Raw genomic sequence first — 22,999 nt, forward strand, 5'->3', positions numbered from 1 at the left:
CCATAGTAAAGGTACCGCACTACCATAATCTTGGTATTATTTGATGAGGCCGGTTTTGATGGCGTATTGGGCTAATTCAATCGCGTTGCTGATTCCGAGTTTGGAATAGATGTTTCGTTTATGGGTAACGATGGTATGGTAACTTAAGTTCATGAGTTCCGCTATTTCCTTTGGACGTTTGCCGGAGACTAATTTTAAAATAACTTCAGCTTCTCTATCGGAAATACTGCCGGTCATGCAATGCTCATCGGGAGACAATTCTTTTTCAAGAAGCACATCAATGATTTGTCCGCAGAAATATTTTTGATTTTTAGCGCAGGCTACAATGGCGTCTGTTATTTCCTGCTCACTACAATCATTCAATAAATAATTTTGAATGCCTGTCTGAATGATCTTGCGGATTTGTTCAGCAGACTTCTCATGAGAGATAACAAGAAGATTTAGATCAGGATTTTCGTTTTTTACTTTTTGAATTGTATCAACCGAAAAACAGTCCTCACAACAATGTTCTATAACCAGGACATTTGCTAATTCGCGTGACAGAAGAACCTCAAGACTTGCCTTGTCTTCTGCCTCACCAACGAATATAAAATTTTCAGTTTCCTCAATCAAAGTCCTGAGACCTTTTCGCATAATAAATGCGGTGTTGGCAACAAGTATTCTTATAGGTTTGTGAGTTTTCAAAAAACAGATTCTGTAGAAATTCTGTTTTCAAAGGTATAGCAAAAACTAATGAGCGCTAATACCTCGAATGTGGTATACCGTTCGATTACTTATTTGGGATCGACTTACTTCGGGCTTCGAAAAAATTAAACTATGTATATAAAGCGTTTGATAGTCAGGAAATGAAAATTGTAAAATTGTTTTTTGCGAGAACTTTACCATTTACCTGTATCTCTATCTCATGAATACCAGCAAAGTGTTTACGGGTTGTGAAGTCTTTAAAGGTTTGTGATTTAGAGATATGGATGGTTTCTTTCGCCTTTAATTCCACATCCTTCAACTTAAATACTTTTGCTGATAAGTCGCCGGATTTCTTTTTATAATGAATAATGTAGTCCACTACCAGTTTTTGGTCTTTGGTCTTTTCAGAAATTAAATCAAATTCAAAAGTCAAACTTTCACCCAATGTTATTTTAGACTTACTGAGTTTAAAATTTTCCACCCGCACTTTTACATTCTTTTCGTAGTCAAATACAGAGAGGGAACCGGCGTGACCTTTTTTAATAAGGCTTCTGCTGGCGTGCTTAATGATCCATGCCGTATGCGGATGCTTTTTATTCCAGCTATTCACCAGGTCGAGCATGTAACCGGCATTTTCTTTGGTGATATCATTTAAATGATTGGCCACTGATTTACGCACATACAACTCATCGTCTTCTTTTAAAGTTTCCAGAATAGTTTTTGTCACAGCAGGGTTTTTAATGACTTCATCCAGTTTAAAAGACCAGGGCAAACGCGGACGACTGCCTTCGGAAGAAAGACGACGCACATGTGCATTTTTATCTTTCGCCCAGGTCTGCATCACTTTGATAGTTTTAGAGAAATCACGCTTTAAAAATTCCCGGATAGCAAATTCAGAAGAACCAAAAGTGGTGAAATATTTTAACGCTTCCATAGAAAGGTCGAAATGATCATGTCCATACAAACCTACAAAATCTGGAAACACCAGATTTGTGTATCCCCCTCTTGTATTGGGAATTACCCTTTCCAGAATATCCAGTGACTTCTTATAATCAGAAGGAAGATTGTTTTTAAGCGTTTCGGAGGTTCTTCGCATGCGTTGATTCAGCGAAAGATCCTTTATATTCTCAGTAACTTCTTTAAGAAATTTTTTAGAATTAAAATTTTTATCTGCTCTGGAAAATTCTTTTGCAAGATTTTCGTAGTAAGCAAGGTTGAACATTTCTTTGAGAGGTTCCATAGAATAATTTGTTTTGCAAAAGTAGGGAAATTGCCCGGACTTGTTTCCGGATGTTACAGCCGGAGAAATTTAAATAAGAAAAAACTGAGCACTAAAAAAAGCAGTCCATGTTTACGAACTGCTTTTTTAAGGAACTTTACCGATAATAAAGCTTAAGTATTATGCTTTTACCGAAGCTAGTGTTTGCTCCGCCGCACCCTCACGCACTTTCTGCCAAAAGAAATAAGAAAGTCCGGTAAGTAATAAAAATACCAGTGGCGCTACAAATGGAGTGCCGGTGGACACGTGAGTCCAGGTTGCTCCTATTAAAACGAAAGTGTAACCGGCATAAGCCCATTCTTTTAATTTAGGAAACCAGGGATTTAAAATAGCTACTGCTCCAAGCAATTTAGCACAGCCAAGAATAGTCACCATATACACTGGAAGGCCTATTTTCGCGAAACCTGACATCAGTTCGGGATTTTGACTGAGATACATATAGGCGCTCATTAAAAATCCAAAGGAAATAAAACCTGTAAATATCCAATAAAGAATTTTGTTCACTTTGTTTGATCTGTTTGTTTCTGTTTTCATGTTTTTTTTGTCAAAAGTAGTGTATTCACTACCCCATTTAGAGCAGGTATCTTTTAGGATACCGATATCCTTTTGGAAACCACTATTAAAAATATACCAGGTTTCTTCGTATATTTGTAGGGTAATTCGTAAAACCCATGGAAACACACGATAAAAGAAAATGTCCTGAACACCTTTCTTCGGAGCAATGCCAGAAAGCCTTGTTGCCGGTTAATGACGCCCTTGATGTATTGAGTGGCAAATGGAAAATACGCATCATCCTTTCTCTCACTTTCGGAAAAAAACGTTTTAAACAAATTCAGCGCGAGCTTCCCGGCATTACACCCAAGATGCTTTCTAAAGAATTGAAAGAACTGGAAATGAACCAGCTTGTGGATAGAAATGTTTACGATACGGTTCCTGTTAGCGTAGAGTATGAGCTAACCACTTATGGTAAAACTTTAAGACCCTTAATTGGCGAGCTCGGCGAATGGGGTGCTAAACACCGCAAGAAGATTATCGATGCCAGCAGGAGAGTAAAAGAAAAAGAACTTATATAACCGCCTCTATGACTAAAATTAAATTAGGAATTCTTGATCAGTCCATTGTACATCACGGTAAAACAGCCAAAGATGCTTTAGACGAAACTATATCAACCGTTAAGCTTGCAGAAACTCTTGGTTACAGCCGCTTCTGGGTTTCGGAGCACCATAACTCTACTTTTATAGCGGGTTCTGCGCCAGAATTACTAATGGTGAAACTCGCTTCAGAAACTAAAAACATTCGCATTGGTTCGGGTGGTATCATGCTACCGAATCACAGCACTTTAAAAGTGGCAGAGAACTTCCGTCTTTTAGAAACTTTGTTCCCGGGTCGCATCGATTTAGGCATGGGGCGTGCACCTGGAAGCGACCGTATTACAGCTTCGCTCTTGAACCCTTCGAATACTTTTAGCGAAGAAAGCTATTTAAAACAACTTGATCACCTGCAGCATTTTTTTACCGATTCTGCGGCTACTACTTACGGTCCCCTCCTTGCCGTACCACAGGCCCAAACAATTCCCGAGCAATGGATCTTAAGTTCGAGCGGAGGCAGTAGTTCTATTGCAGCGAAATTTGGAATGGGTCTGGCTGTGGCAAGATTTATCAATGGCTTCGCTGGTCCTGAAATTGCAAGCAATTACCGTAAAAATTTTAAAGCTAACGAGCATAGCAGTCAACCAAAAGTTTTACTATCCATTACAGCTCTTTGCGCTGACACAGAAGAACAAGCCCTGCAAATGCGTAAGTATATAGACTACGTTCTCATTCAATTTGAACAAGGAAGATTTGATGGCTTCGGCGATTATGAAACCATCAATAACTATAAATTTTCTCCGTCAGAATTAGAGCGCATCCGCCACAATAGCGGTAGAGTTGTATCCGGAACGAAAGAACAGGTAAAGGAACAGCTGACTAAGCTCGCGAATGATTTTGAAATTGATGAGATTGTTGTGTCGGCAATGGCCAACAACAGTGTGGCAAGGAAACGCTCTTTTGAATTGCTTGCAGAAGCATTTGAATTAGATAAAGTGGAGAAAAAAACTGCTATCGTCCAGAATTAACAAGAATGGATTTAAACCTATGAACGCGACAGTCAAATTAAACAAAACTTTTTCTCTTCTGCTTGCCGGCGGTTTTTTAGTGAGCTCCTTGAACTCGTGTTCGCAGGTTTCAGCCAAATCAAGTGCAAATGACGGAGAGAAAAAAGAAAACAAATCAAGTATAATAGCATTAAAAGCAAAAAAAATGAAAGTAGAAATCTGGTCAGACGTGATGTGCCCATTTTGTTATATCGGCAAACGTAAATTTGAGTCGGCATTAGACTCTTTTGAAAATAAAGAAAACATTGAAATTGTATGGAAAAGTTTCCAGTTAGACGCGGGTTTAAAGACCGATCCTTCCAAAAACACCATTCAGCATTTGGCTGAGAAAAAAGGCTGGACTATGGAGTACACACGCAACACCATAAAGTATGTAACCGATATGGCAGCAGGTGTTGGTTTGCATTACGATTTTGATAAAGCAGTTGTTGCCAATTCTTTTGACGCGCACCGTTTTATTCAATATGCAAAAACAAAAGGAAAAGGCGATGCAGCTGAAGAAAATCTGTTTAAAGCCTATTTTACTCAGGGAAAAAATACAGCAGATCATGCCGTTTTAATAGAATTAGGAACTCAAATTGGACTTGATGCGGAGGAATTAAAAAAAGTTCTGAGTGGAAATGACTTCGCAACTGAAGTAAATAAAGATGTTCAGGAAGCGCAACAGATCGGCGTGACTGGTGTTCCATTCTTTGTATTCGATCGCAAATATGCGGTTTCAGGAGCGCAGGATCCAAAAGCGTTTTTAGAAACATTGGAGAAATCTTTTGCAGAACATGCAAAAGCAAATCCAGGCGTGTTAAGTAAAGACGCAACAGGAGCAGTTTGCACACCTGATGGAGAATGTAAGTAGACACCTTAAAAAGACATTGTTATTTTCCCGTGAGATGTAAGCAACTGCCTTATATCTCACGAGGAAGATGACCCGGGACTTAATTAAGCGTGCGATCAATCCTTTAAAAAAGACGCATAGAGTATATTGATGCTGAACTCAAGTAGTTCATGTATGATCACATGGCGCCAGAACTTCTGCCCTGATTCAAAACGTAGAGGATCTGATAGGGAATATCGTCATAATCACTTAAACTAAAAGGTTTAATCAAAAAAGATTTTATACCTAATTCCTTGCATTTTAACTCATACATGGGGTTTACAGTGGAAGAACAAACAAAGCTGGGAATATCGGAGAGTGCGCGATCTTTAAAAATGTGCTCCAGCGCCTCTATACCGTTCAAGATCGGCATATTGATATCCGTTAGAATGATATCAGGCGGTGGTGAAGTGGTTTTTAAAAAATGAAGTAGTTCTCTTCCATTCTTTACCCAGTCAATCCGGGCAAATGAGGGATGTTTGGAAAAACTTTTTTGAATAAATTCTCCGTCATCCAGGTCGTCTTCCGCAATAATAATGTGGAGTTTCTTAAATTCCGTCATATTATTTTTTTACAGGAAAATAAAGATGAAAAGTGCTTCCATGGTCCAGAAGGCTTTCTACTTCCACTTTACCAAGGTGATTTTCCATTATCTTTTTACAAATGGCCAGGCCAATTCCATTTCCACTGTACTCATTTTGCATATGAAGTCTCTGAAAGATCGTAAATATTTTACCCAATTGATCTTGTTCCATGCCTATTCCATTGTCCTGAAGACTTATTTTATAAAATTTTTTATCGGGAAAGTGCAGGTCCACATTATCAATGATCTCAGCACTTATTAAAATTTTTACAGGCACCTCTTTTTTTCTGTACTTAATGGCGTTGTTAATGAGATTAGAAAAAAGTTGGCGCATTTGAACACGTGAAGCTATGATCACCGGAATATCCCGGCAGATAATCTCCGCTCCACTTTCTTCAATAACTAATTCCAGATCTTCTTTTACTTCTTTTAAAACAGCATTGAGGTCTACTTCCACCAGGTCTATTTTTATAGTACTGAAGGAATATTTCACCAGATCATCCACGAGAGAATTTAATCGTACAGCTGAATTGCTGATAACGTTCAGATTCCTGATTTCCATATCCGTTAAATGATTCTGCTGATTTTCGTTAAGATGCGAACTGTAAGCAATAATTTTTCTCAATGGCTCTTTAATGTCGTGGCTGATCACGTGAATAAACTGTTCTAAACTTGAATTGGTTTGGTTTAACTCATTCACTTTTATTTCGAGTTTACGCTGATATAAAGCAAGTGCCTCCTCTTGTTTTCTTTTATCACTTAGATCCGTGATCACAATCCCTATGGCAGAAAGCATAGGATTAAGATCGGTAAGAGAGGCGTAAACATGCAGCTTGCGTCCTTCTATATTGAGAACAATTTCACCTTTACTCGGACCATTGGAAAGAGCGGATTTCAATTTTTGAAACTCGCTGATCGAATCTACATAAGAATCAAAATATGTTCCAATAATTTTATTGGCGGGAATACTTATAAGCTTCGAAAAATAATCATTGCAATAAAGTATTAGTCCTTCTTCAGAAATACTTAAGGCTCCCTCACCGAATTTTTCAATAAGAATACGATAGGTGTAATCGGCACTCTCAATGGAGTACACACTGGACTTTCCATCTTTGTTCAAAACCAAAGCGTCTACCGATCCATCTTTAATTGCCTCAATCATATTGTTGGCTTCGTATAACTGAGCTTTAAGTTCAGCCATCTCTTCCAATAGTTTATCTATGTCTTTAGTTTCTTTCAAACGTTTTATTCGAGTTCTAGTATTTTTAAAACTTTTTCTTTGTCAGATAGATCTCCCAGTACGGTGCGCGTAGGCAAAGGAGAAATCTTAATTAAAGTAGGGATGGCGAAGATCTGGTATTCTTCGGCCTTATCACTGGCTTCGCGTATATCAATGATTTCAAATTTTATTTTTTTTGCGGGATATTCTTCACAAATTTTTTGCAGGTTTTCTATTGCATGACTCGACTTCACAGACATTCCAGAAATAAATAATATGAGCCTATACTCTGAATCTTCCATTTGTAGTACCTAAAAGACTTTTAAAGGTTTAATATTTAAACCCACTAAAACTTTTTCCTCATTAGACAGATCACCTATAATTTTACGGATAGGTTCTGGAAATTTCCTTACTAAAGTAGGAACGGCCAAAATCTGGTCACCTTCGGCCAGTTGGGGATTTACAAGGAGATCAATGATCTCAATAGAATAAATACCCGGCAAATGTACCTCGGCATATTTTTTTATGTTGCTAAGCGCCTTTATCGACTTAGGCGTTTGTCCGGCAATGTATAATAATAACTGCCATTCTGCTTCTGGCTTTTTCATTTCTTTTTTCGGATTTTAGTTTCGGACTCTTCCAACTCTTTTTGCATATTCTCATTTGCCCTTAAAATGCTCAGTTCATCTTGTATGGACTCAAATTCATTTTGCAGCATGGCAATATTCGATTCAAGAATCTTTCGTTTACGATCTATCTCACGGTCTTTGAGATCAAGCTCTCCCTTTTTCTTTAACTGGGACATTTTCCGATTTTGTTCAGACTTACGGCGTGCCCATCCGGTAAGAATTCCGTTCGGACCATGTTCTACTTCCAGAAGTTCAATTCCTGTTTCTGTAATAACAAATTCACGAACCTGGTTAGAGTGCCCCATGCCACGCGATTTGATAATAAAGATTCCACGGTTTCGCTCTCCGATGCCTTCCATATCCCGCACTGTGATCCAGGTATCTACCAAAGAAGAAACTGAATTCTCAGCCAGATCAGGTTTTAAATTATCATTCTGTTTATTAAGAGAAGTAAAAAGGGCCGTTATATTGTTGAATTTCAGAAGATCAATTAAACGTACCAGCATTGAACGTACTTCATTTTCACTTCCTACACTTATAAGATTACTAATGGGATCGAGGATCACAGTTGTTGGCTTAAATTCTTTTATAAGCTTACGTAAAGTAAGAAGATGTAATTCCAATCCGTTTAAAGAAGGACGGGAAGAGTGAATCTGTAAATTTCCCTTTTTTATATAGTGTTCGAGATCAATACCAATAGATCTCATATTACGAATCAATTGTTGAGGAGATTCCTCGAAAGCAAAAAACAACACGCGTTCTTTCCGCTTACATTGCTCATGCGCGAAGTAAGAAGCAACCGTAGTTTTAGCAGTGCCTGCTGTTCCTGATATTAAAATATTACTGCCCCTGAAAAATCCGCCTCTGTCGAACATCGCATCCAAACCGGGAACGCCGGTAGACACGATCTCTGAAGATACCGCATTATCTAATTTTAGAGACGTTATAGGAAGTACAGAAATGCCGTCTGCATCAATTAAGAAAGGATACTCGTTGGTTCCATGAAGCGATCCACGGTATTTTACAATTCTTAAGCGACGTGTAGACACTTGCTCAATCACTCTGTGATCGAGCATTATCACACAATCAGAAACATATTCTTCAAGTCCCTGACGGGTCAAAGTGCCATCGCCTTGCTCGCCGGTAATAACGGCTGTAACTCCTTTTTCTTTTAACCATAAAAAAAGTCTACGGAGTTCTGCACGCAAAATCCCCTGGTTATCAAGTCCCGCAAATAGAGATTCAAGTGTGTCTAACACCACACGTTTTGCTTTAACGGTATCTATGGCGTGACCTAATCGGATAAATAATCCATCAAGATCGTATTCGCCTGCCTCATCAATTTCTGACCTTTCAACGCGGACATAATCCACTACCAGCCTTTTTTCGGATTTTAATTTTTCGAGGTCAAAGCCCAGGGATCTTACGTTTTTAGAAAGATCTTTTGACGGCTCCTCAAAAGACATGAAGACGCCAGGTTCGTTATAGTCTGTAATTCCTTTTATAAGAAACTGCATAGAAAGCAGGGTTTTTCCGCATCCGGGTCCTCCGCAAATTAAAGTGGGTCTTCCCGTAGGAAATCCACCTTCTGTTATTTCATCGAGTCCCTCCACCCCGGTGGGTGTTTTAGGAAAGACGAATTTTTCGTTTTTAGATTTTTGTGATTTTGATCTATCCACCTTTTTAATTTTTTTAATTGTTGTTTAATCAGAACAAAAATTATCTAAAGAGTAATTATAATAATCGTACCGAATTTATTACATGGAGCAAGATTAACTGCTTAGCCCCGCCAACAAAGAAAAGTATTTAAACTTTACAGGCAGAGTTTGCTTTATAAGGGTTTTCCCTTGTTGAGAAATTTCCACACTTGAAAAAGTGTAGAACAGTTTGTGGACGAAAATCAACAAAAAAAATCTATTTTTTTCTGATTATTTTTCTTTGCACGCCATAATAGTTGTCATCGGCGGTACCATCGTTATCGCAATCCTCCACACCGAAGAACTCGGTAATATTGTCTTTAATAACTATTTTGTATTTATAAACCGGACCGGGTTGTGGGAATGTATCACGTAAAACAATAGTGTCGCCTAAAATAGTCCAGGTACCAAAGGGGTTAAAAATTATACTGTCATTCAAATTGCGGTGCTCCGCCATAAAAGTGCCATCACCAAAATAAACGGTTTTAACGGGACGAATATTCATTTCCTTTTCCCAATTACTTTCATCCACCTCAAAAACTCTTGTCGAGTCGCGGTTACTAAAGGTATTCATAGTAATTTTCAGAGAGGTAGAATTCCATTCGCCAATTAATTTTTTCTCCAAAGCCTTGTTCTCAGGCATTTTATAGTCATCGCAGGACACTAAAAGAAATAAAGGAAAAATTAAAAGTCTGAAAGCCGGTTTTAAATTCATAATAGTAATTTGGTTCACGAAGATAAAAAATTCAGACGATAAGGAAAGCGCTTATTTCAGAACTTATTGCTCTACCTCTTTTTTGAGGCCCCTGAGAATTTTTTCCCATCCTTTAACCGAACGCTTATAACGGTTCTCAGCACGATCACCGTTGCCTGCATTGTCGCTAACGGTTACCGTAGTTATTCCTTTGTTAGAAGTCAAAACATCGGTTACTACACACTTTCCGGCGGAAGCATCCGAACTGGATCCATTCTTTAATTCATAGTGTAAGAGTATGTTCGGTTCGCTACTCAAAATTTTGCCCTTCTTCTCAAATATAACAATGAAAAAAACATTCGCCCCTTAATAGTTATGTCGCTGCCAACCTTCCAATCAGAAAAAACTTTAGCGTTAAAAAATAGTTTTTTGTCCTGTCGCGATTGGTGAGGCATCCCAAACCTCCTGCGGTTTTGCTTTAATGCTGATACTTTTTCTTACAATGCATTCTTTCATATTGGAATTTCTGATAACGTAAACTGGCATTTCCCTGACTCTTATTAAAGCCGGCGCGCTTGTACCAGGTAGTGAATAAAATTACGTTGCCGGGGTAATTCCTGTTACCTGGCAGTAAACAAAACAAATGGCACCCGGGCTTAAAAACTGGGGAATTTCTCTGGCACGTGAATTGAGTTTACATGCTGACAAATAAACTACAAAACCCAACAAAAGATAACAGGTATGAAAGCATCTATATTTACTTCAGAATTCTCCATATATAAAATAAACAAGGAAGAAAACCTTTACATCGCTATCCCACAAGCTTTTGCGCGCATAGTGAGACAGTATGTGTTAGAATACCATAACTTATTATCTGTTCCATCTGACAAAAAAGTAAAGGGCATTCTATTTAAGGATTTGAACACTTACAATACGAATGTAGAAACCAGTCAACGTGTAATGGATGTATCCATTAACCAGTTAACTTTTGACAACTCTGACATGTTCTGTTAGACTACATCATTTTTTTCAACCATTTAAGCCAGCCTGTCTTCTTCTCGTAGGGAGGGTAGATCATTTTTGTAATGCCAAATTTTGATTGAAACATCACAGCCCTTTCATGTGAAAAGTTTTTAAAGCCGTAAATACCGTGAGAACTACCCATACCACTGCTATTCACACCACCAAAGGGAATATTAGGATTTCCTATATGCACTAGAACATCATTTATACAACTTCCACCCGAACTGGTTTCCTGAAGAACCTGGTGAATGTTCTTATCAGATACAGAAAACATATATAAGGCCAGAGGCTTGCTTTTATGATTGATCAGGCTTATTGCATCTTCCAGTTTGTTGAACGTAAGCACCGGTAGAAGCGGCCCGAAAATTTCCTCTCTCATTATTGGATTTTCCAGCGCAACCTGGGTTAGAAGCGTTGGTAAAATTGTAAGCGTAGGTTCTTCATTTTCTCCGCCCCAGGCTAATACAGCTCCTCCTTCCACTGAGTCTTTTATCAGTTTTGTGAGACGTGAGAATTGTTTCTGGTTGATTATTTTCCCATAAACTTCCTTATTAATTTTGCCATCTTTAAAAAATAACTTTTTACAAGAAGCCTTGTATTCCTCTACAAATAAGGCTGCCAGCTTTTCATGCACTAAAACATAATCAGGTGCTATACAAGTTTGACCGGCATTGACCAATTTGCCCCAGGCAATTTTTTCAGCAGCCTTTTTAAGATCTGCACTTGAATCAATAATTGCCGGAGACTTTCCACCTAATTCCAGGGTAACAGAAGTCAGATTCTTTGCCGCCGCTTCCATTACTATTTTTCCTATAGCGGTGCTTCCTGTGAAAAAAATATGGTCGAAAGGAAGCGTGAGAAGATCCTTAGAAAGCTCAGCTCCGCCTTCAAAACAGGCAATTTCGCTGGAAGGAAAAAGAGAAGCTATCATTTTGGTTATAACTCCTGATGTTGCAGGACTCAATTCAGAGGGTTTCAGCATACTGCAATTTCCAGCAGCAATAGCGGAGATCAAAGGACTCATTACTAACTGGAAAGGATAATTCCAGGGGGCAATGATCAAACAAGTACCTTTTGGTTCGTAGTAAATTTTACTTTTCGTGAAAAAATTTGTGAAGTTCGCTGAAGCGGATTTAGGCTTCATCCAACTGCTTAAATGCTGAATGGCATGATCTATTTCCGCATAGGTGAAAAATAATTCGGTAACGGCAGTTTCAAATCTGCATTTCCGCAGATCAGTCTGCATGGCGGCGTACAGCTGCTCTTCATAACTTTCAATTCCTTTCTTAAGAATTTTTAGTTTTGTTATGCGCTGCTCTGCGGTTGTTTTGCGTAACTCCAGTTTGTTTTTTTGTTGTGAATCGAAAACGTTTTTGATCTGCTGTTCCATACTTAAAGGTAAGCAAATTGTATACCCCTATTCTAACTTTTAAAAAATTACAATGGAATCTCCACCGTAACCGTTGTACCTTTTGTTGGGCAAGAATCAAAAAAAACGACGCCCTTTAAAAATTCTACCCGCGACTCAATACCTTTCAGGGCATTACTTTTGTTACTTTTCATGAGTTGCTTTACGTCAAAGCCAATTCCGTTATCCTCCACCAAAATACTCAATTCCCTTTCATGACGAATAATTTGAACGGTAATGACACTCGCCTCCGCATGCCGCAGTGCATTTGTGATCAACTCCACAACAACGCGATATAAAACCGATTCACTCACAGGTTTTTTCCGTTCAAAACTACCATAACTTTCAAAATGAATCTTTGTTTTTTCTGAACTAAGCCGCGAAGTGTAAGATTTTAATGCTTCAACCAGGCCGGCTTTTACCAGAACATTCGGCAGCATCTTTTGCGTAACATTCCTGACTTCTTTCACCGAATCATCAAGTATATCTACAGCATTCTGCAACATCCGTTTATCTGAACCGTTTTCGGTTTTCAAAATGGTTTGAAGAGCAGAAATATGTATGCGCGCAGCCGAAATTTGCTGTCCAATACCCTCATTTAATTCACGAACAAGCTCAACACGTTCCTTTTCTTCAGCTTCTATTATAGACCTTGAACGACTATCCTGCTCTTCCAGTAAATTTCTGAATACAGCGTTAAGCCTTTTTTGTCGCATTCGTAAAAAAAGCAAAAGCAGTATACCCGCCGAGGCAATAACTAAGAGTGAGAAACTGATTTGCTGAAGTCGTTTTCCTGAAGAGATAGAAGAGTCTGTTTTGTTAGCGTTCTTTTGATCTGTTTTTAAGCTTTGTTCCATATTACTTTTATTACTCAGTAAGCTATCGCTGGCATTCTGATAAAGCAGTGAATAAGTATATGCTTTCTTGTAATCTTTTTCTGTTTCGTAGTAACTGCTGAATTGCCGGTAAAGATTTTTGAGTTTTTCATAATTCGCCTCCGATTTTGCGAGCTTTAGATGTTGAGCAAGTGAATCAACAAGAGCTTCCTTTGCAGGAAGATCCAAACAATAAAAAAGTAGAACAGAGAAAAACAGTTTCTTCATGCGTTTGTGTGGAATGTGTGGTGGGTGAGTCTCGGCTTCCACACGAGACTTAAACTTATTTTAAGGTCTGATGTGAAAATTTAAAATTAAGATGAGAATTTGCCGGATAAAATACCGGGCAAAAGGTAATTTTTTATCCGTACTGGTACGGACAATCTGAACTTAGATCAGGTTGTGGCCAATGGCAAATTTTACAAGCCCTGCCACGCTCTTGGTATTTGTTTTTCTGAAAATATTTTTCCGGTGTGTTTCTACCGTACGTTCGCTTATAAATAACTTATCCCCGATCTGCGCATTACTATATTCCTCTGCGATAAGCTTTACAATTTCAAGTTCTCTGTTGGTAAGGTTTACAAGCTCTTTCGAATCGATTTTAGGTTGAGAAAAAGCCTTCATCATTTCCGCAGTTACTTCTTCACTAAAAAACTGATGTCCCTGAGAAATTTTTGTAAGTGCCGCTATAAGTTCTTCCATGCCGGTATTTTTAAGTACGTAACCGTTGATGCCGGCTACCAGCATTTCTGAAATAGTTTCCCGGTCGCTATACATAGAAAGGGCGAGAATCTTAAGATCTGGCATTGAAACTCTCATTTTACGGGCCAGCTCGATGCCTGACATTTCCTTCATACTGATATCCGTTATAAGGATATCCGCTTTCTTTTCAGGAATAGCTTCGATGGCTTTCAGTGGGTTTGTTTGTTCACCTACAACCTCAAAGGCATTAGAAATAGCCAGCAATGATTTTATGCCGTCGATCATGATCTGGTGATCATCTACTATATAAATCCTTTTCTTATCTACAGACACTGCTCGCTGATTGCTTTCCAGTGTAAAAGTAAAATTTTTAAGCATACTTCAAAAAAAATATACCCACCAGTACGGATATATTTTTACCCTGCATTGGGTATTTAGCAAAAGCCAGTAAACACGCACCTTTGACATCACACACACCTGCCATTTTACAGAAAACCAGACACCTTAAATATTTGTAATCAGAACAGGTAAAACCATGATAATATCTAAACACTACAGTATGAAAAAAACAATTATCACTTTGTCACTCCTGCTTGCCGTGACATTAAGCCGGGCGCAGAGCCTAGGAATGAGCTGCCAGTATTTTCCAGGATTACAGGTAGGTTACGTAAAAGTTAAGGTAACTAACAATGCGCAGTTTCAAAAGTACACCTTTGCTGCTGCGGTGCCACTCTTACTGGTTGATAAGCTGGCAAATCACTGGTACACTAATATTGATTTCAGTGCTTTTTATTATAGCGCTACACAAACCAATAAAGCCAATGATAACCGTGTAAAAATTTCAAAAGCCGAGGGTGGCCTGGTAGCCGGACGTTTAGGTTATGCTTTCGGTGAAGGAGATAAGGGACGTTTCGGTTTTTTTGGAGCGGGCGGACTCTCTACCTCTAACCTGGATTCGATTAACAGACCTTTCAAACAACGGTCTTACTACAACTTTGGTGGCGGTTTAATTGCCCTGAGAAAATTTGGAAAATTCCGTGTCATGGCAAAAGTAGGTTACGAACTCTACAAAATGAAAAATTACATTACCAAGGGTCACGGAACTTATTTTGAAGGAACAATCGGCTATTCGTTCTATCAAAAATACGGTATATCTGTTATGCCTTGTTTCTACAGTAAAAAAATGGATTACATGCCAAAGACAATGGATGGCGTAACCGGCGGTCCTGCAAACGCTAAAGTAAAATCATTTGTACTCAGAATTGGTTTAACAAGATTTTTCTAACACTAAAACAAAAGAAGACATGAAAAAAATATACACTTATATACTAGCTCTGGTAGCATTAAACGCCACTTTGAGTAAAGCACAATCTCTTTCTTATGATTATGTGAGAAACAATCCATTTGATATTAAAAATCTTACTTTCTCTATAGATCCATTTTTTGTAGATGTAAATGGACATAACGGTTATTCATTTGGCTGGGGAGCAAGAGCTGAAGGCATGTTTGGAAAACGTTTGCTGTTAAATTATGATGTAAGAACAGGATTTGGAACCAACCATTACCGCAAATCAAACGATAACACGCGCAATTATTTTGCCATGGAAGGCGGTATTGGCCTCATTCTTTCAAATAAGATGAAAAGTAAAAATCTTCGTATCGTGCTAAGTGAATCTACTTCTGGAAATGTAAAAACCACCACAACGGTTCGTGGCGGTGTTCCTGCAAAGACACGATTAATTATAGCATTACGCGGCGGATTTGCTCAGTATACAAACACTTTAGATTATAAAAATTTAAATGACAGTATCCTGACTTTTAATGGCACGCCCTACAAAACTGCTCAAACCAACGGTATGTTTACTGACAGTTCCGACATACAGAGAATTAAACCTATTGATCAATATGGCGGGATTGCGATGATGACTTTATATGGCGGTTTTCAATTTCGCAGAATATGGGATCTGGTGGTAGATGTGAGTGGATATGGACAACGCAGCAATGTACGTTTCTCTGACTTTTACATAGATGTGATGTTTGCCCCGGTTATAGGAATTAAAAATTTCGAAAACACCGATGGTAGAAAATACGATGTAAAATATGATGCCAAGAGTCACTTTGGTTACCGTTTAGGATGGTATTTCCGTAAACCAAAAGATCAGGGCTTCAGTTTCAAATTTGAATTAGGAAGTAAACCAGGCTTTAAAGCAGAAAAAGATAAGTATGTAAATCCAAAAAATCTTTATGGAATGTTAACTTTTGGTTTATACATACCATTAAAAGTAAAACCGTTTTACGAGGGCGAGTAAATCAGACAATTTTTTTATCCACTAAAAGCAGGAAGGCCGTGTCAGCAATGATGCGGCCTTCTTAGTTTTAAGAAAACAAAGTGAGTAGCTCTTTTTTACTTAGTGAGCTTATAAATCCAGAATCTGTTTTTACCAGGTCATCCGAAAGTTCTTTTTTAGATTCCTGCATCAGCATCATTTTTTCCTCCACAGTTCCCGGGCAAATTAAACGGATGGCATGAACCATCTTGTTTTGACCAATGCGGTGAGACCTGTCGATTGCTTGATTTTCAACCGCCGGATTCCACCAGGGATCTACGAGATAAACACAATCTGCTTCTGTTAAATTTAATCCCGTACCGCCGGCTTTTAAGCTTATTAAAAAAACTCTCACCGATGTATCCTTTTGAAATTTATCTACTACTTCTTTGCGATTACGGGTACTTCCGGTCAGGTAAGCATAGGTGATGGCTCGTGTGTCCAGTTCTTTTTTAATGAGGTCCAGCATGCCTACAAATTGCGAAAAGACAAGGATTTTATGATGCGGCGCTTTAGCCTCTAACTGTTGCATCAGCAGTTCTATTTTTGACGAAGGACCTTTCATTGTTAAGTTACCATCGGGCAGCAGGGCCGGCGAATCGGCAATCTGACGAAGCTTGGTAAGCCCTTTTAAAACGTTCATCGCACTTTTTCTTAAATCCTCATTATCAGTTGCTGCCACGTAATCGCGAAATTCTTTTTCGTAGGTTTTATAAATGGAAAACTGTTCCTCTTTCATCTCACAATACAGAATAGTTTCCAGCTTCTCAGGTAGATCTGATGCAACCTGCTCTTTTGTACGTCTTAAAAGAAAGGGCTGAATCTTAGCTTGCAATTCGCGGGCGCGCTTCGAACTTTTAAATTTGTCAATCGGCATCGCATATACTTCTCTGAAATACCGTTTACTTCCTAACAATCCAGGACAAGCAAAAGAAAACTGTCCATACAGATCAAAAGTATTATTTTCAATGGGAGTTCCTGTTATCACGATCTTGTTGCGCGATCTTAACAGGCGAACGCTTTTGTATCGCTGGGTTTCCGGATTTTTAATGGCCTGAGATTCATCCAGGAAAATGTAATTAAAAGTAGTGTCTTTAAGAAATGAAATATCGCTTAGCAAAGTCGTGTAAGAAGTTAATACGACATCGTACTTATCCAGCTCTCTGGCACTTTTATCTCTTTCCGCTCCGTAGAGTGTTCTTACCTGCAAACATGGTGCGAACTTCTGAAACTCTGCCTGCCAGTTAAAAATCAGCGTTGTTGGAACAACCAGTAAGTTGGTAGCGTTTTTGCGTTTCGTTTTCTGAGAAAGAATAAAAGCTATAATCTGAACGGATTTTCCAAGACCCATATCATCTGCCAGACATCCACCAAAATTAAAGTCATCCAAAAAATTAAGCCAGTTTAAACCTTGTTTTTGGTAAGGTCGTAAAGTAGCTTTTAAGTCTCCAGGAACTTCGATTTCTTCAATATTTTTAAAGTCGTTGAGTTTTTCCTTGTAGAAATTAATTTCTTTTTTCACTTCCTCATTCACTTCATCTTCCTCAAATAATTCTTCGATAAGAGCGAAATTTGTTTTTGGAATTTGTAAGGTAGAACCATCCAGTACTTCGGCAGCATTAAAGTACTCGGTGAAACGCTCTATCCATGCCTGCGGAAGAATGCCAAGAGTGCCATCGCCTAATTCAATGTATTTGCTTTTTTTACGAATGGCTTTCTGAATTAATTTTACAGAAACTTTTTTCTTTCCAAAACGCGCATCCACAACAGCGTTAAACCAATTGATGCCGCTTATAATTTTGATATCGATCTTTACTTTATTCGGATTTAATTTTAATTCTTCAATGGCGTTAAATCCAAAAACAGAAATACCATAATTTGTCCATTCTTCACAAACATTCAAAAACCAGTCTTCATTTAAAAAATGTGTTTTATGAAGGCAGAAATAGGACATATCGTCGGTGACCTGCTCTTTAAAGTCCGGATGCAGAAGCGATAAAAAAGCTATAAAGTGAAGTTCTGACTCTTCATCTCTTTCTAACCGGAATTCGTTCCCCTTACTATCTTCACCATAAATAAGTCTTTTACTTCTAATTGGAATTTCAACCTGACCATACTTTATTACCGGAGTTAACAAAACATAGTTGCCAAAATCGGTGAGGTATAGAAATTTTTCGGGAGTTTTATCAAAACCATTTTCTTCTATCTGTAAAGAAGATGCGGCCTGAATATATTTATAATCCAGGGCGATCTTATCACCAAGTTCTTTTAAAACCTGCGTTTTAAAGATTTCGTATTTAGAGGCATGAATGAGTATATCGCCTTTGTTTTTAGTAAAAAGTTCTATGGCAGATAAAACTTCCGGTTTATCAATAAGGTAAAGCGTGTTGTCAGCATAAATGAAATACGAGAATTTGATAATCAGGTCTTTTAAAAGATGTTCTGTATTACTTAATTCTATTTTTCCTGATAGTTTATAAAAAGGCAGTTCATGTTCAATAGACAAAACAAGTTGCTGCGCTAAAATTTTTAAATCTATTTTTTGTAAGGTACTTGCAGTTGTGTTTCCTGAATTTGTTTCGTCGTGCACATAAAAAGCATAAGCCAGGGGATTTTTAAGAATAGCTTTTAAAGCCTGGATGTCAGCAAGTGATCTTTTTTCACTGGAAGCACTTTGAAACTTTGCCAGAGCACTGAAAAACTTGATATGATCCGCATGCTCCGATTCCCATACAAGAGTCATTGGATTCACTGGCTTTAAAGGATTTTTTGGTTTTCCTTCTTTAGTACTTTGTGCAGAATATAATTCTATAACCAGGTGGCTGTAATATCTATGCTTTCTTAAAACCACATACAGAGATTCTTCGCCTGCATTCATCGCATTTGAAGAAGGCTCCACCACTTGTGTAGCGATGTCCTTTCGAAGTTGGCTCAAACTTTCTTTAGTTACTGAAAGTAGTCCGGGAAGTCTTGGTTTAATCAGCAACTTTTTATCCTCCAGCACAATCTGAAAATAATTTTCAAGCTCTGTCTCGTTTTCGAGTCCGTACTCTGCTGCAAATTTTTTAAGGACTTCCAGTCGCTTTTTTTTATGATAATAAAGTAAAAAGCTCTCGCGAGTAATAATGGCAGTTAAAACAAGTGCTCCATGCCGGCATAATTTCTCTTTCCCCTTTGAACAAGTACATGCCACTAAAACCTGCAAATCATCCTCCACAACCGTCACCAAAGGAAAATCAGGGTCCTGCGGAAGACTAAACGAACCCTGGTTTATTTCAACATGAATAGCTTCCACCTCATTTAAAACCTTCTGAGTAAAATAATCACCCAGCGAAGCTTGTTGTAAAATAAAATGTTCGGTTACATGAAAGAACTCTTCCGTATTTAAAGCGTAATGATGCGTTTGCCCTGAAAGCTTTGATGAAGCTAGTTCAGATGAAGTATGTAATGAGTGTTCCAGCTCTTAAAAATACGGATTTGATTTGCAAAAACCGGAACTCTTTATCAGCAATGAAAATGCCTTTCAAATGTATCAGACGAAAAAATTAAAATTTTTGATTTACATTTATCCCATGGGACTTATCAACGAAATAGCACAGCTCACACATCTTTCCCAGGAAGCTGAGATCTTTCTGAGAGAACACATGCAGAGTCGTAAAATTAAAAAAGGCGAGCAGTTGTTAGACATTAACCAGGCCTGCAACTACCTTTATTTTATTGATAAAGGCATTTTACGCGGACACTACTTTCTGGAGACCAAAGAAATTACCAATTGGTTTGCGCAGGAAAATGAATTTGCTACTTGCTTTTATTCGTTCATTGCTAAAAAACCTTCTGTAGAAGGCATTCAGGCTTTGGAAAATTCAGAGATCACTCAGATTTCTTATTCTGCTTTGCAAACACTTTATTCTACTTTTCCTGAAACGGAACGGGCTGGCAGAATTATTACCGAAACTTATTATTTAAAACTCGAAGAGCGTTTGTTAAGCATTCAGTTTAAATCAGCAAAGGAACGTTATCAGAATTTACTCGAGACAAAACCCTCTATCGTGAAACGCGCAGCCATGGGTCAGATCGCCACCTATCTGGGTATCAGCCAGGAGACTCTCAGCCGTATGCGTGCAGACCTTGGGTAAACTCTGAAAGTGTTCATCACCACTAGCCGCAAAATTTTCAAAAATACATGCTCCAAAAATTCGTTAAGAAAAATCAATGCTTTGTTTTTTTGATAATTATCAAAAAGAAGGGTTTTTAGTGCCGCTACTTTTGATCCATAATTTTAAACGAAAAATTCATGAATCAAAAACCATCCAATGCATTTATGGCTGCCGCATGGGTAGCTTTGTTAGCCGGTAGTATTTCTTTCTGCGTAGGACTATGGAATGCAGATATGTATCTTAATGAAAAAGGATATTATTTCACCGTGTTAATGTACGGACTCTTCTCAGCCGTGTCACTCCAAAAAGCGGTACGCGATCAACTCGAGGGAATTCCAGTAACTACTATTTATTACGGCATCAGCTGGTTCTCAACAGTACTTACGATTTTATTGCTGGTAGTAGGACTTTGGAACGCCGATCTTTTAAGAAGTGAAAAAGGCTTCTACGGCATGTCATTTACCTTAAGCCTTTTTGCTGCAGTAGCAGTTCAAAAAAACATTCGTGATTGCAATATTGCTGAACGCAACAATTTAAAAGCAAGCGAAGAAGCCTAACCATTTCAGAGGCCGTGCATCGCGGCCTCTTTTTCTTTATTTAACCCGGACAGGCTTAAATAAACAAATCGTCAAAACCTGTGGGTTGCGAAGGACTTAAAGAATTTTTTTAGGAACTACCTTTCGGGTAAAAGTATTCAGACGCTTCATTTTTCCGGCTTCCTTATCGGGATTAGATTCAGAAGTTGTTTCCCATGAGTTTTCAGGCTTAAACTCTTCGTTCATCCCTTTTAAAACACCCTCTGCAATTTTTTCTGATTGAATTACTGTTAAACATTCTGTATTTAAATTCGCACTGCGGGGATCTAAATTAAATGTGCCAATTACGGTCACCTTTCCGTCAATTACCATTGACTTCGCGTGTAGCCCAAAGACAGGCGTATAATGTAATTTCTCCTGCAAAGCTCCGGTCATTACTTTATAACGCTCCATTGCATCCGGGCGAAACTCAAAAATTCTCACTCCTGTTTCTAATAATTTTTTGCGATCCCTTTGGTAGCCACTAAAAGCTTCTAAGTTATCCGTAGACGCCAGGCTATTGGTTAAAATTCTTATCTTCACACCCCGCTTCACTGTTTCTGCAAAGAGTTTTTTTCCCAGATCTGTTGTTACCAAATAAGGCGATTGAATATCTATTGAAACCTTTGCTGATCTTACTAAACGAATCAGTTCATCAGTAGTTACACCCCCTTTATGATCTGCGCGCTCTTCATTTTTTCCAGGAATATCGCTTACAAAAGCCACGCTGTCGAGCCACTGCAAGTTACCAGAGTTTTGAATCTTTTTAAAAAGTACCGGCATTTCTGCCAGGTGCTCTCTCACCTGGGGCCAAAAATTTTCAGGATTACAGGCATACTGGTGCAATCTCTCAAAACGTTGTTTATCCTTAAAATCGTTACCCTCCTCCTCTACCAACTGAGTTACCGGTACACTCAGAGAACTTGTCCAAAACGCTTCGAATGAATTTTCCACCGTTGTTACTGCTTTTCCCATAAACATTACATCGCGGTCTCTGAAATTATATTCGTGGTCATAATCAAAGTACTCGTCGGCAATATTTCTTCCGCCGGTAATAACCACTTTTCCATCTACCGTAAAAGTTTTGTTATGCATACGTTGATTGGCTTTACGAAAATCAGTGGTAAATTTTGCTACCTTTTGAACAATATTTTTTCCAAGATTAATTCCGGGATTGTAAATCTTTATTTCAATATTTTCATGAGAATCGAGGGTTAAAATTTCATGCGGACCGGCATCCACCAAAATATCGTCCACCAGGATGCGCACCTTTATGCCCCGGTCTGCAGCCCTTACCAGGTAGTCGCAGGCAATGAGACCCACATTATCGGTAGAGAAAATAAAATACTGAATATCTATTGTTTTTTCCGCATACTCGCTTAACCAGGCCCTTGCAAGAATTGCATTTCCCCCGTCTTCCAGAACAACCACTCCTGTTTTTGATTCCATTAATTTTTCAAGGGGAGCCAGCTCTCTAGAAAGACTAAAAGAATCGTTACGATGAATACTTGCACAAAAATCTTTTGCAGGCGCGGGAATTTTATCTATTTCATTTTCCCCGCAGGAAGAAAATAAAAGGCTCATAAAAAAAACGAAAAAAATCAAAACGTTTTCCTTTGATAAAAAATGAATGTACTTCATAGATTTTGTAAAAAACATGAAGATATTCTTTCCTGAAGAAATTTCCGAGCAGGAAACAACATGCATCAAAAAACAGGTGCTGTTTCGCCGCCCTGAAATGCATATATGTCACGTAACCCTTGTCATTCCTGCAAAAGTCACTTTTATGAAAATTTATTTGGTGGTGTTAAAATAAATGCACTAAATTTGTGCAAGAATTAAAACCATCCCTAAGTGTGTTTTAATTTATTAAGAAGTGGTGAGAGAATAGGCTCGATGACCCACTGGCAACCAACTAGAAGCGCTTCCTTTTAACCGGAAGTGTTGGAAAACAGGTGCCAACTCCTACTCTGATCCCGATAGCAATAGGGACAGAGGTAAATAAATTAAAAATGTAAAAATGAAACACGCAAAAATCACAAACAAAAAAGACACCCTGTCTAAAGTATTTAATTCGGATTCGCCTGCTCAATTCTTAATGATGATGTGTTGTATGTGCTG

At 38.3% G+C, this 22,999-nt stretch carries 23 protein-coding genes and 1 riboswitch; of the genes, 8 read left to right on the forward strand and 15 right to left on the reverse strand.

Going from position 1 to position 22,999, the window contains the following annotated elements; all coding sequences use genetic code 11:
- Positions 1–36: 36 nt before the first annotated feature.
- From CNR22_00250 to CNR22_00260, 3 genes are all read right to left on the reverse strand, one after another.
- Positions 37–684 carry a hypothetical protein gene (locus CNR22_00250; protein PBQ30253.1) on the reverse strand — a complete coding sequence of 216 codons (648 nt, stop codon included), beginning with the start codon at positions 682–684 and terminating at the stop codon, positions 37–39.
- A gap of 154 nt (positions 685–838) precedes the next feature.
- Entirely contained in the window at positions 839–1,924 is a 1,086-nt protein-coding gene (locus CNR22_00255; protein PBQ30254.1) for a DNA alkylation repair protein, read from the reverse strand.
- 159 nt (positions 1,925–2,083) lie between these two features.
- Positions 2,084–2,497, reverse strand: coding sequence for a DoxX-like family protein (locus CNR22_00260; GenBank protein PBQ30255.1), 414 nt, complete (start codon positions 2,495–2,497; stop codon positions 2,084–2,086).
- 137 nt (positions 2,498–2,634) lie between these two features.
- On the opposite strand from CNR22_00260, the gene CNR22_00265 reads away from it, so the two are divergent.
- The 3 genes from CNR22_00265 to CNR22_00275 all read left to right on the forward strand — a co-directional run bounded on the left by CNR22_00265 (position 2,635) and on the right by CNR22_00275 (position 4,971).
- The gene (locus tag CNR22_00265) at positions 2,635–3,036 is read left to right on the forward strand and encodes a transcriptional regulator (GenBank protein PBQ30256.1); all 402 of its coding nucleotides are present in this window, start codon (positions 2,635–2,637) and stop codon (positions 3,034–3,036) included.
- An 8-nt stretch (positions 3,037–3,044) separates the two neighbouring features.
- The gene (locus CNR22_00270) at positions 3,045–4,079 is read left to right on the forward strand and encodes an LLM class flavin-dependent oxidoreductase (GenBank protein PBQ30257.1); all 1,035 of its coding nucleotides are present in this window, start codon (positions 3,045–3,047) and stop codon (positions 4,077–4,079) included.
- 184 nt (positions 4,080–4,263) lie between these two features.
- Positions 4,264–4,971: a disulfide bond formation protein DsbA gene (locus CNR22_00275; protein PBQ34778.1), complete on the forward strand. Its 708-nt coding sequence runs from the start codon at positions 4,264–4,266 to the stop codon at positions 4,969–4,971.
- 157 nt (positions 4,972–5,128) lie between these two features.
- On the opposite strand, the gene CNR22_00280 is transcribed toward CNR22_00275, so the two are convergent.
- The 10 genes from CNR22_00280 to CNR22_00325 all read right to left on the reverse strand — a co-directional run bounded on the left by CNR22_00280 (position 5,129) and on the right by CNR22_00325 (position 14,197).
- On the reverse strand, positions 5,129–5,551 hold the full coding sequence (locus CNR22_00280) for a response regulator (GenBank protein PBQ30258.1): 423 nt from the start codon (positions 5,549–5,551) through the stop codon (positions 5,129–5,131).
- Position 5,552: 1 nt separating this feature from the next.
- The gene (locus tag CNR22_00285; GenBank protein PBQ34779.1) at positions 5,553–6,773 is read right to left on the reverse strand and encodes a PAS domain-containing sensor histidine kinase; all 1,221 of its coding nucleotides are present in this window, start codon (positions 6,771–6,773) and stop codon (positions 5,553–5,555) included.
- Between the two features lie 44 nt (positions 6,774–6,817).
- Positions 6,818–7,093: a circadian clock protein KaiB gene (locus CNR22_00290; GenBank protein ID PBQ30259.1), complete on the reverse strand. Its 276-nt coding sequence runs from the start codon at positions 7,091–7,093 to the stop codon at positions 6,818–6,820.
- Positions 7,094–7,102: 9 nt separating this feature from the next.
- The gene (locus CNR22_00295; GenBank protein PBQ30260.1) at positions 7,103–7,399 is read right to left on the reverse strand and encodes a circadian clock protein KaiB; all 297 of its coding nucleotides are present in this window, start codon (positions 7,397–7,399) and stop codon (positions 7,103–7,105) included.
- Positions 7,396–9,099, reverse strand: a complete 1,704-nt coding sequence (locus CNR22_00300) for a KaiC 1 (GenBank protein PBQ30261.1) — start codon at positions 9,097–9,099, stop codon at positions 7,396–7,398. Before CNR22_00300 ends, CNR22_00295 begins: the two co-directional genes overlap by 4 nt.
- Before the next feature lie 235 nt (positions 9,100–9,334).
- A complete protein-coding gene (locus CNR22_00305; protein ID PBQ30262.1) occupies positions 9,335–9,832 on the reverse strand; it encodes a hypothetical protein in 498 nt (165 codons plus the stop codon).
- Positions 9,833–9,895: 63 nt separating this feature from the next.
- A complete protein-coding gene (locus CNR22_00310) occupies positions 9,896–10,129 on the reverse strand; it encodes a hypothetical protein (protein ID PBQ30263.1) in 234 nt (77 codons plus the stop codon).
- 697 nt (positions 10,130–10,826) lie between these two features.
- The gene (locus CNR22_00315; protein PBQ30264.1) at positions 10,827–12,224 is read right to left on the reverse strand and encodes an aldehyde dehydrogenase family protein; all 1,398 of its coding nucleotides are present in this window, start codon (positions 12,222–12,224) and stop codon (positions 10,827–10,829) included.
- A 47-nt stretch (positions 12,225–12,271) separates the two neighbouring features.
- The gene (locus CNR22_00320) at positions 12,272–13,387 is read right to left on the reverse strand and encodes a hypothetical protein (protein ID PBQ30265.1); all 1,116 of its coding nucleotides are present in this window, start codon (positions 13,385–13,387) and stop codon (positions 12,272–12,274) included.
- Positions 13,388–13,507: 120 nt separating this feature from the next.
- Positions 13,508–14,197: a DNA-binding response regulator gene (locus CNR22_00325; GenBank protein PBQ30266.1), complete on the reverse strand. Its 690-nt coding sequence runs from the start codon at positions 14,195–14,197 to the stop codon at positions 13,508–13,510.
- A gap of 157 nt (positions 14,198–14,354) precedes the next feature.
- Between CNR22_00325 and CNR22_00330 the strand changes: the two genes are divergently transcribed.
- Positions 14,355–15,104, forward strand: a complete 750-nt coding sequence (locus tag CNR22_00330) for a hypothetical protein (protein ID PBQ30267.1) — start codon at positions 14,355–14,357, stop codon at positions 15,102–15,104.
- Positions 15,105–15,123: 19 nt separating this feature from the next.
- Positions 15,124–16,128, forward strand: a complete 1,005-nt coding sequence (locus tag CNR22_00335; protein PBQ30268.1) for a hypothetical protein — start codon at positions 15,124–15,126, stop codon at positions 16,126–16,128.
- 67 nt (positions 16,129–16,195) lie between these two features.
- On the opposite strand, the gene CNR22_00340 is transcribed toward CNR22_00335, so the two are convergent.
- Positions 16,196–19,441, reverse strand: coding sequence for a DNA helicase (locus tag CNR22_00340; GenBank protein PBQ30269.1), 3,246 nt, complete (start codon positions 19,439–19,441; stop codon positions 16,196–16,198).
- A 349-nt stretch (positions 19,442–19,790) separates the two neighbouring features.
- Between CNR22_00340 and CNR22_00345 the strand changes: the two genes are divergently transcribed.
- A complete protein-coding gene (locus tag CNR22_00345; protein PBQ34780.1) occupies positions 19,791–20,282 on the forward strand; it encodes a cyclic nucleotide-binding protein in 492 nt (163 codons plus the stop codon).
- A 158-nt stretch (positions 20,283–20,440) separates the two neighbouring features.
- Positions 20,441–20,860, forward strand: a complete 420-nt coding sequence (locus CNR22_00350) for a hypothetical protein (protein ID PBQ30270.1) — start codon at positions 20,441–20,443, stop codon at positions 20,858–20,860.
- 96 nt (positions 20,861–20,956) lie between these two features.
- On the opposite strand, the gene CNR22_00355 is transcribed toward CNR22_00350, so the two are convergent.
- Complete coding sequence (locus CNR22_00355) at positions 20,957–22,519, reverse strand: phospholipase D family protein (protein PBQ30271.1); 1,563 nt, start codon at positions 22,517–22,519, stop codon at positions 20,957–20,959.
- Between CNR22_00355 and CNR22_00360 the strand changes: the two genes are divergently transcribed.
- Positions 22,509–22,694, forward strand: a complete 186-nt coding sequence (locus tag CNR22_00360) for a hypothetical protein (GenBank protein PBQ30272.1) — start codon at positions 22,509–22,511, stop codon at positions 22,692–22,694. The two genes, CNR22_00355 and CNR22_00360, sit on opposite strands and share 11 nt — an antisense overlap.
- 47 nt (positions 22,695–22,741) lie before the next feature.
- A riboswitch (SAM riboswitch) is annotated at positions 22,742–22,886 on the forward strand.
- Positions 22,887–22,999: the final 113 nt, after the last annotated feature.

This window comes from Sphingobacteriaceae bacterium, assembly GCA_002319075.1.
Lineage (GTDB): Bacteria > Bacteroidota > Bacteroidia > B-17B0 > Aurantibacillaceae > Aurantibacillus.

Coding starts and splice junctions, on each gene's coding strand:
- CNR22_00265 (PBQ30256.1), top strand. CDS start 2,635: ATGGAAACACACGATAAAAGAAAATGTCCTGAACACCTTTCTTCGGAG.
- CNR22_00290 (PBQ30259.1), bottom strand. CDS start 7,093: ATGGAAGATTCAGAGTATAGGCTCATATTATTTATTTCTGGAATGTCT.
- CNR22_00275 (PBQ34778.1), top strand. CDS start 4,264: ATGAAAGTAGAAATCTGGTCAGACGTGATGTGCCCATTTTGTTATATC.
- CNR22_00295 (PBQ30260.1), bottom strand. CDS start 7,399: ATGAAAAAGCCAGAAGCAGAATGGCAGTTATTATTATACATTGCCGGA.
- CNR22_00360 (PBQ30272.1), top strand. CDS start 22,509: ATGTACTTCATAGATTTTGTAAAAAACATGAAGATATTCTTTCCTGAA.
- CNR22_00280 (PBQ30258.1), bottom strand. CDS start 5,551: ATGACGGAATTTAAGAAACTCCACATTATTATTGCGGAAGACGACCTG.
- CNR22_00255 (PBQ30254.1), bottom strand. CDS start 1,924: ATGGAACCTCTCAAAGAAATGTTCAACCTTGCTTACTACGAAAATCTT.
- CNR22_00355 (PBQ30271.1), bottom strand. CDS start 22,519: ATGAAGTACATTCATTTTTTATCAAAGGAAAACGTTTTGATTTTTTTC.
- CNR22_00350 (PBQ30270.1), top strand. CDS start 20,441: ATGAATCAAAAACCATCCAATGCATTTATGGCTGCCGCATGGGTAGCT.
- CNR22_00305 (PBQ30262.1), bottom strand. CDS start 9,832: ATGAATTTAAAACCGGCTTTCAGACTTTTAATTTTTCCTTTATTTCTT.
- CNR22_00260 (PBQ30255.1), bottom strand. CDS start 2,497: ATGAAAACAGAAACAAACAGATCAAACAAAGTGAACAAAATTCTTTAT.
- CNR22_00330 (PBQ30267.1), top strand. CDS start 14,355: ATGATAATATCTAAACACTACAGTATGAAAAAAACAATTATCACTTTG.
- CNR22_00325 (PBQ30266.1), bottom strand. CDS start 14,197: ATGCTTAAAAATTTTACTTTTACACTGGAAAGCAATCAGCGAGCAGTG.
- CNR22_00315 (PBQ30264.1), bottom strand. CDS start 12,224: ATGGAACAGCAGATCAAAAACGTTTTCGATTCACAACAAAAAAACAAA.
- CNR22_00285 (PBQ34779.1), bottom strand. CDS start 6,773: ATGGCTGAACTTAAAGCTCAGTTATACGAAGCCAACAATATGATTGAG.
- CNR22_00345 (PBQ34780.1), top strand. CDS start 19,791: ATGCAGAGTCGTAAAATTAAAAAAGGCGAGCAGTTGTTAGACATTAAC.
- CNR22_00335 (PBQ30268.1), top strand. CDS start 15,124: ATGAAAAAAATATACACTTATATACTAGCTCTGGTAGCATTAAACGCC.
- CNR22_00270 (PBQ30257.1), top strand. CDS start 3,045: ATGACTAAAATTAAATTAGGAATTCTTGATCAGTCCATTGTACATCAC.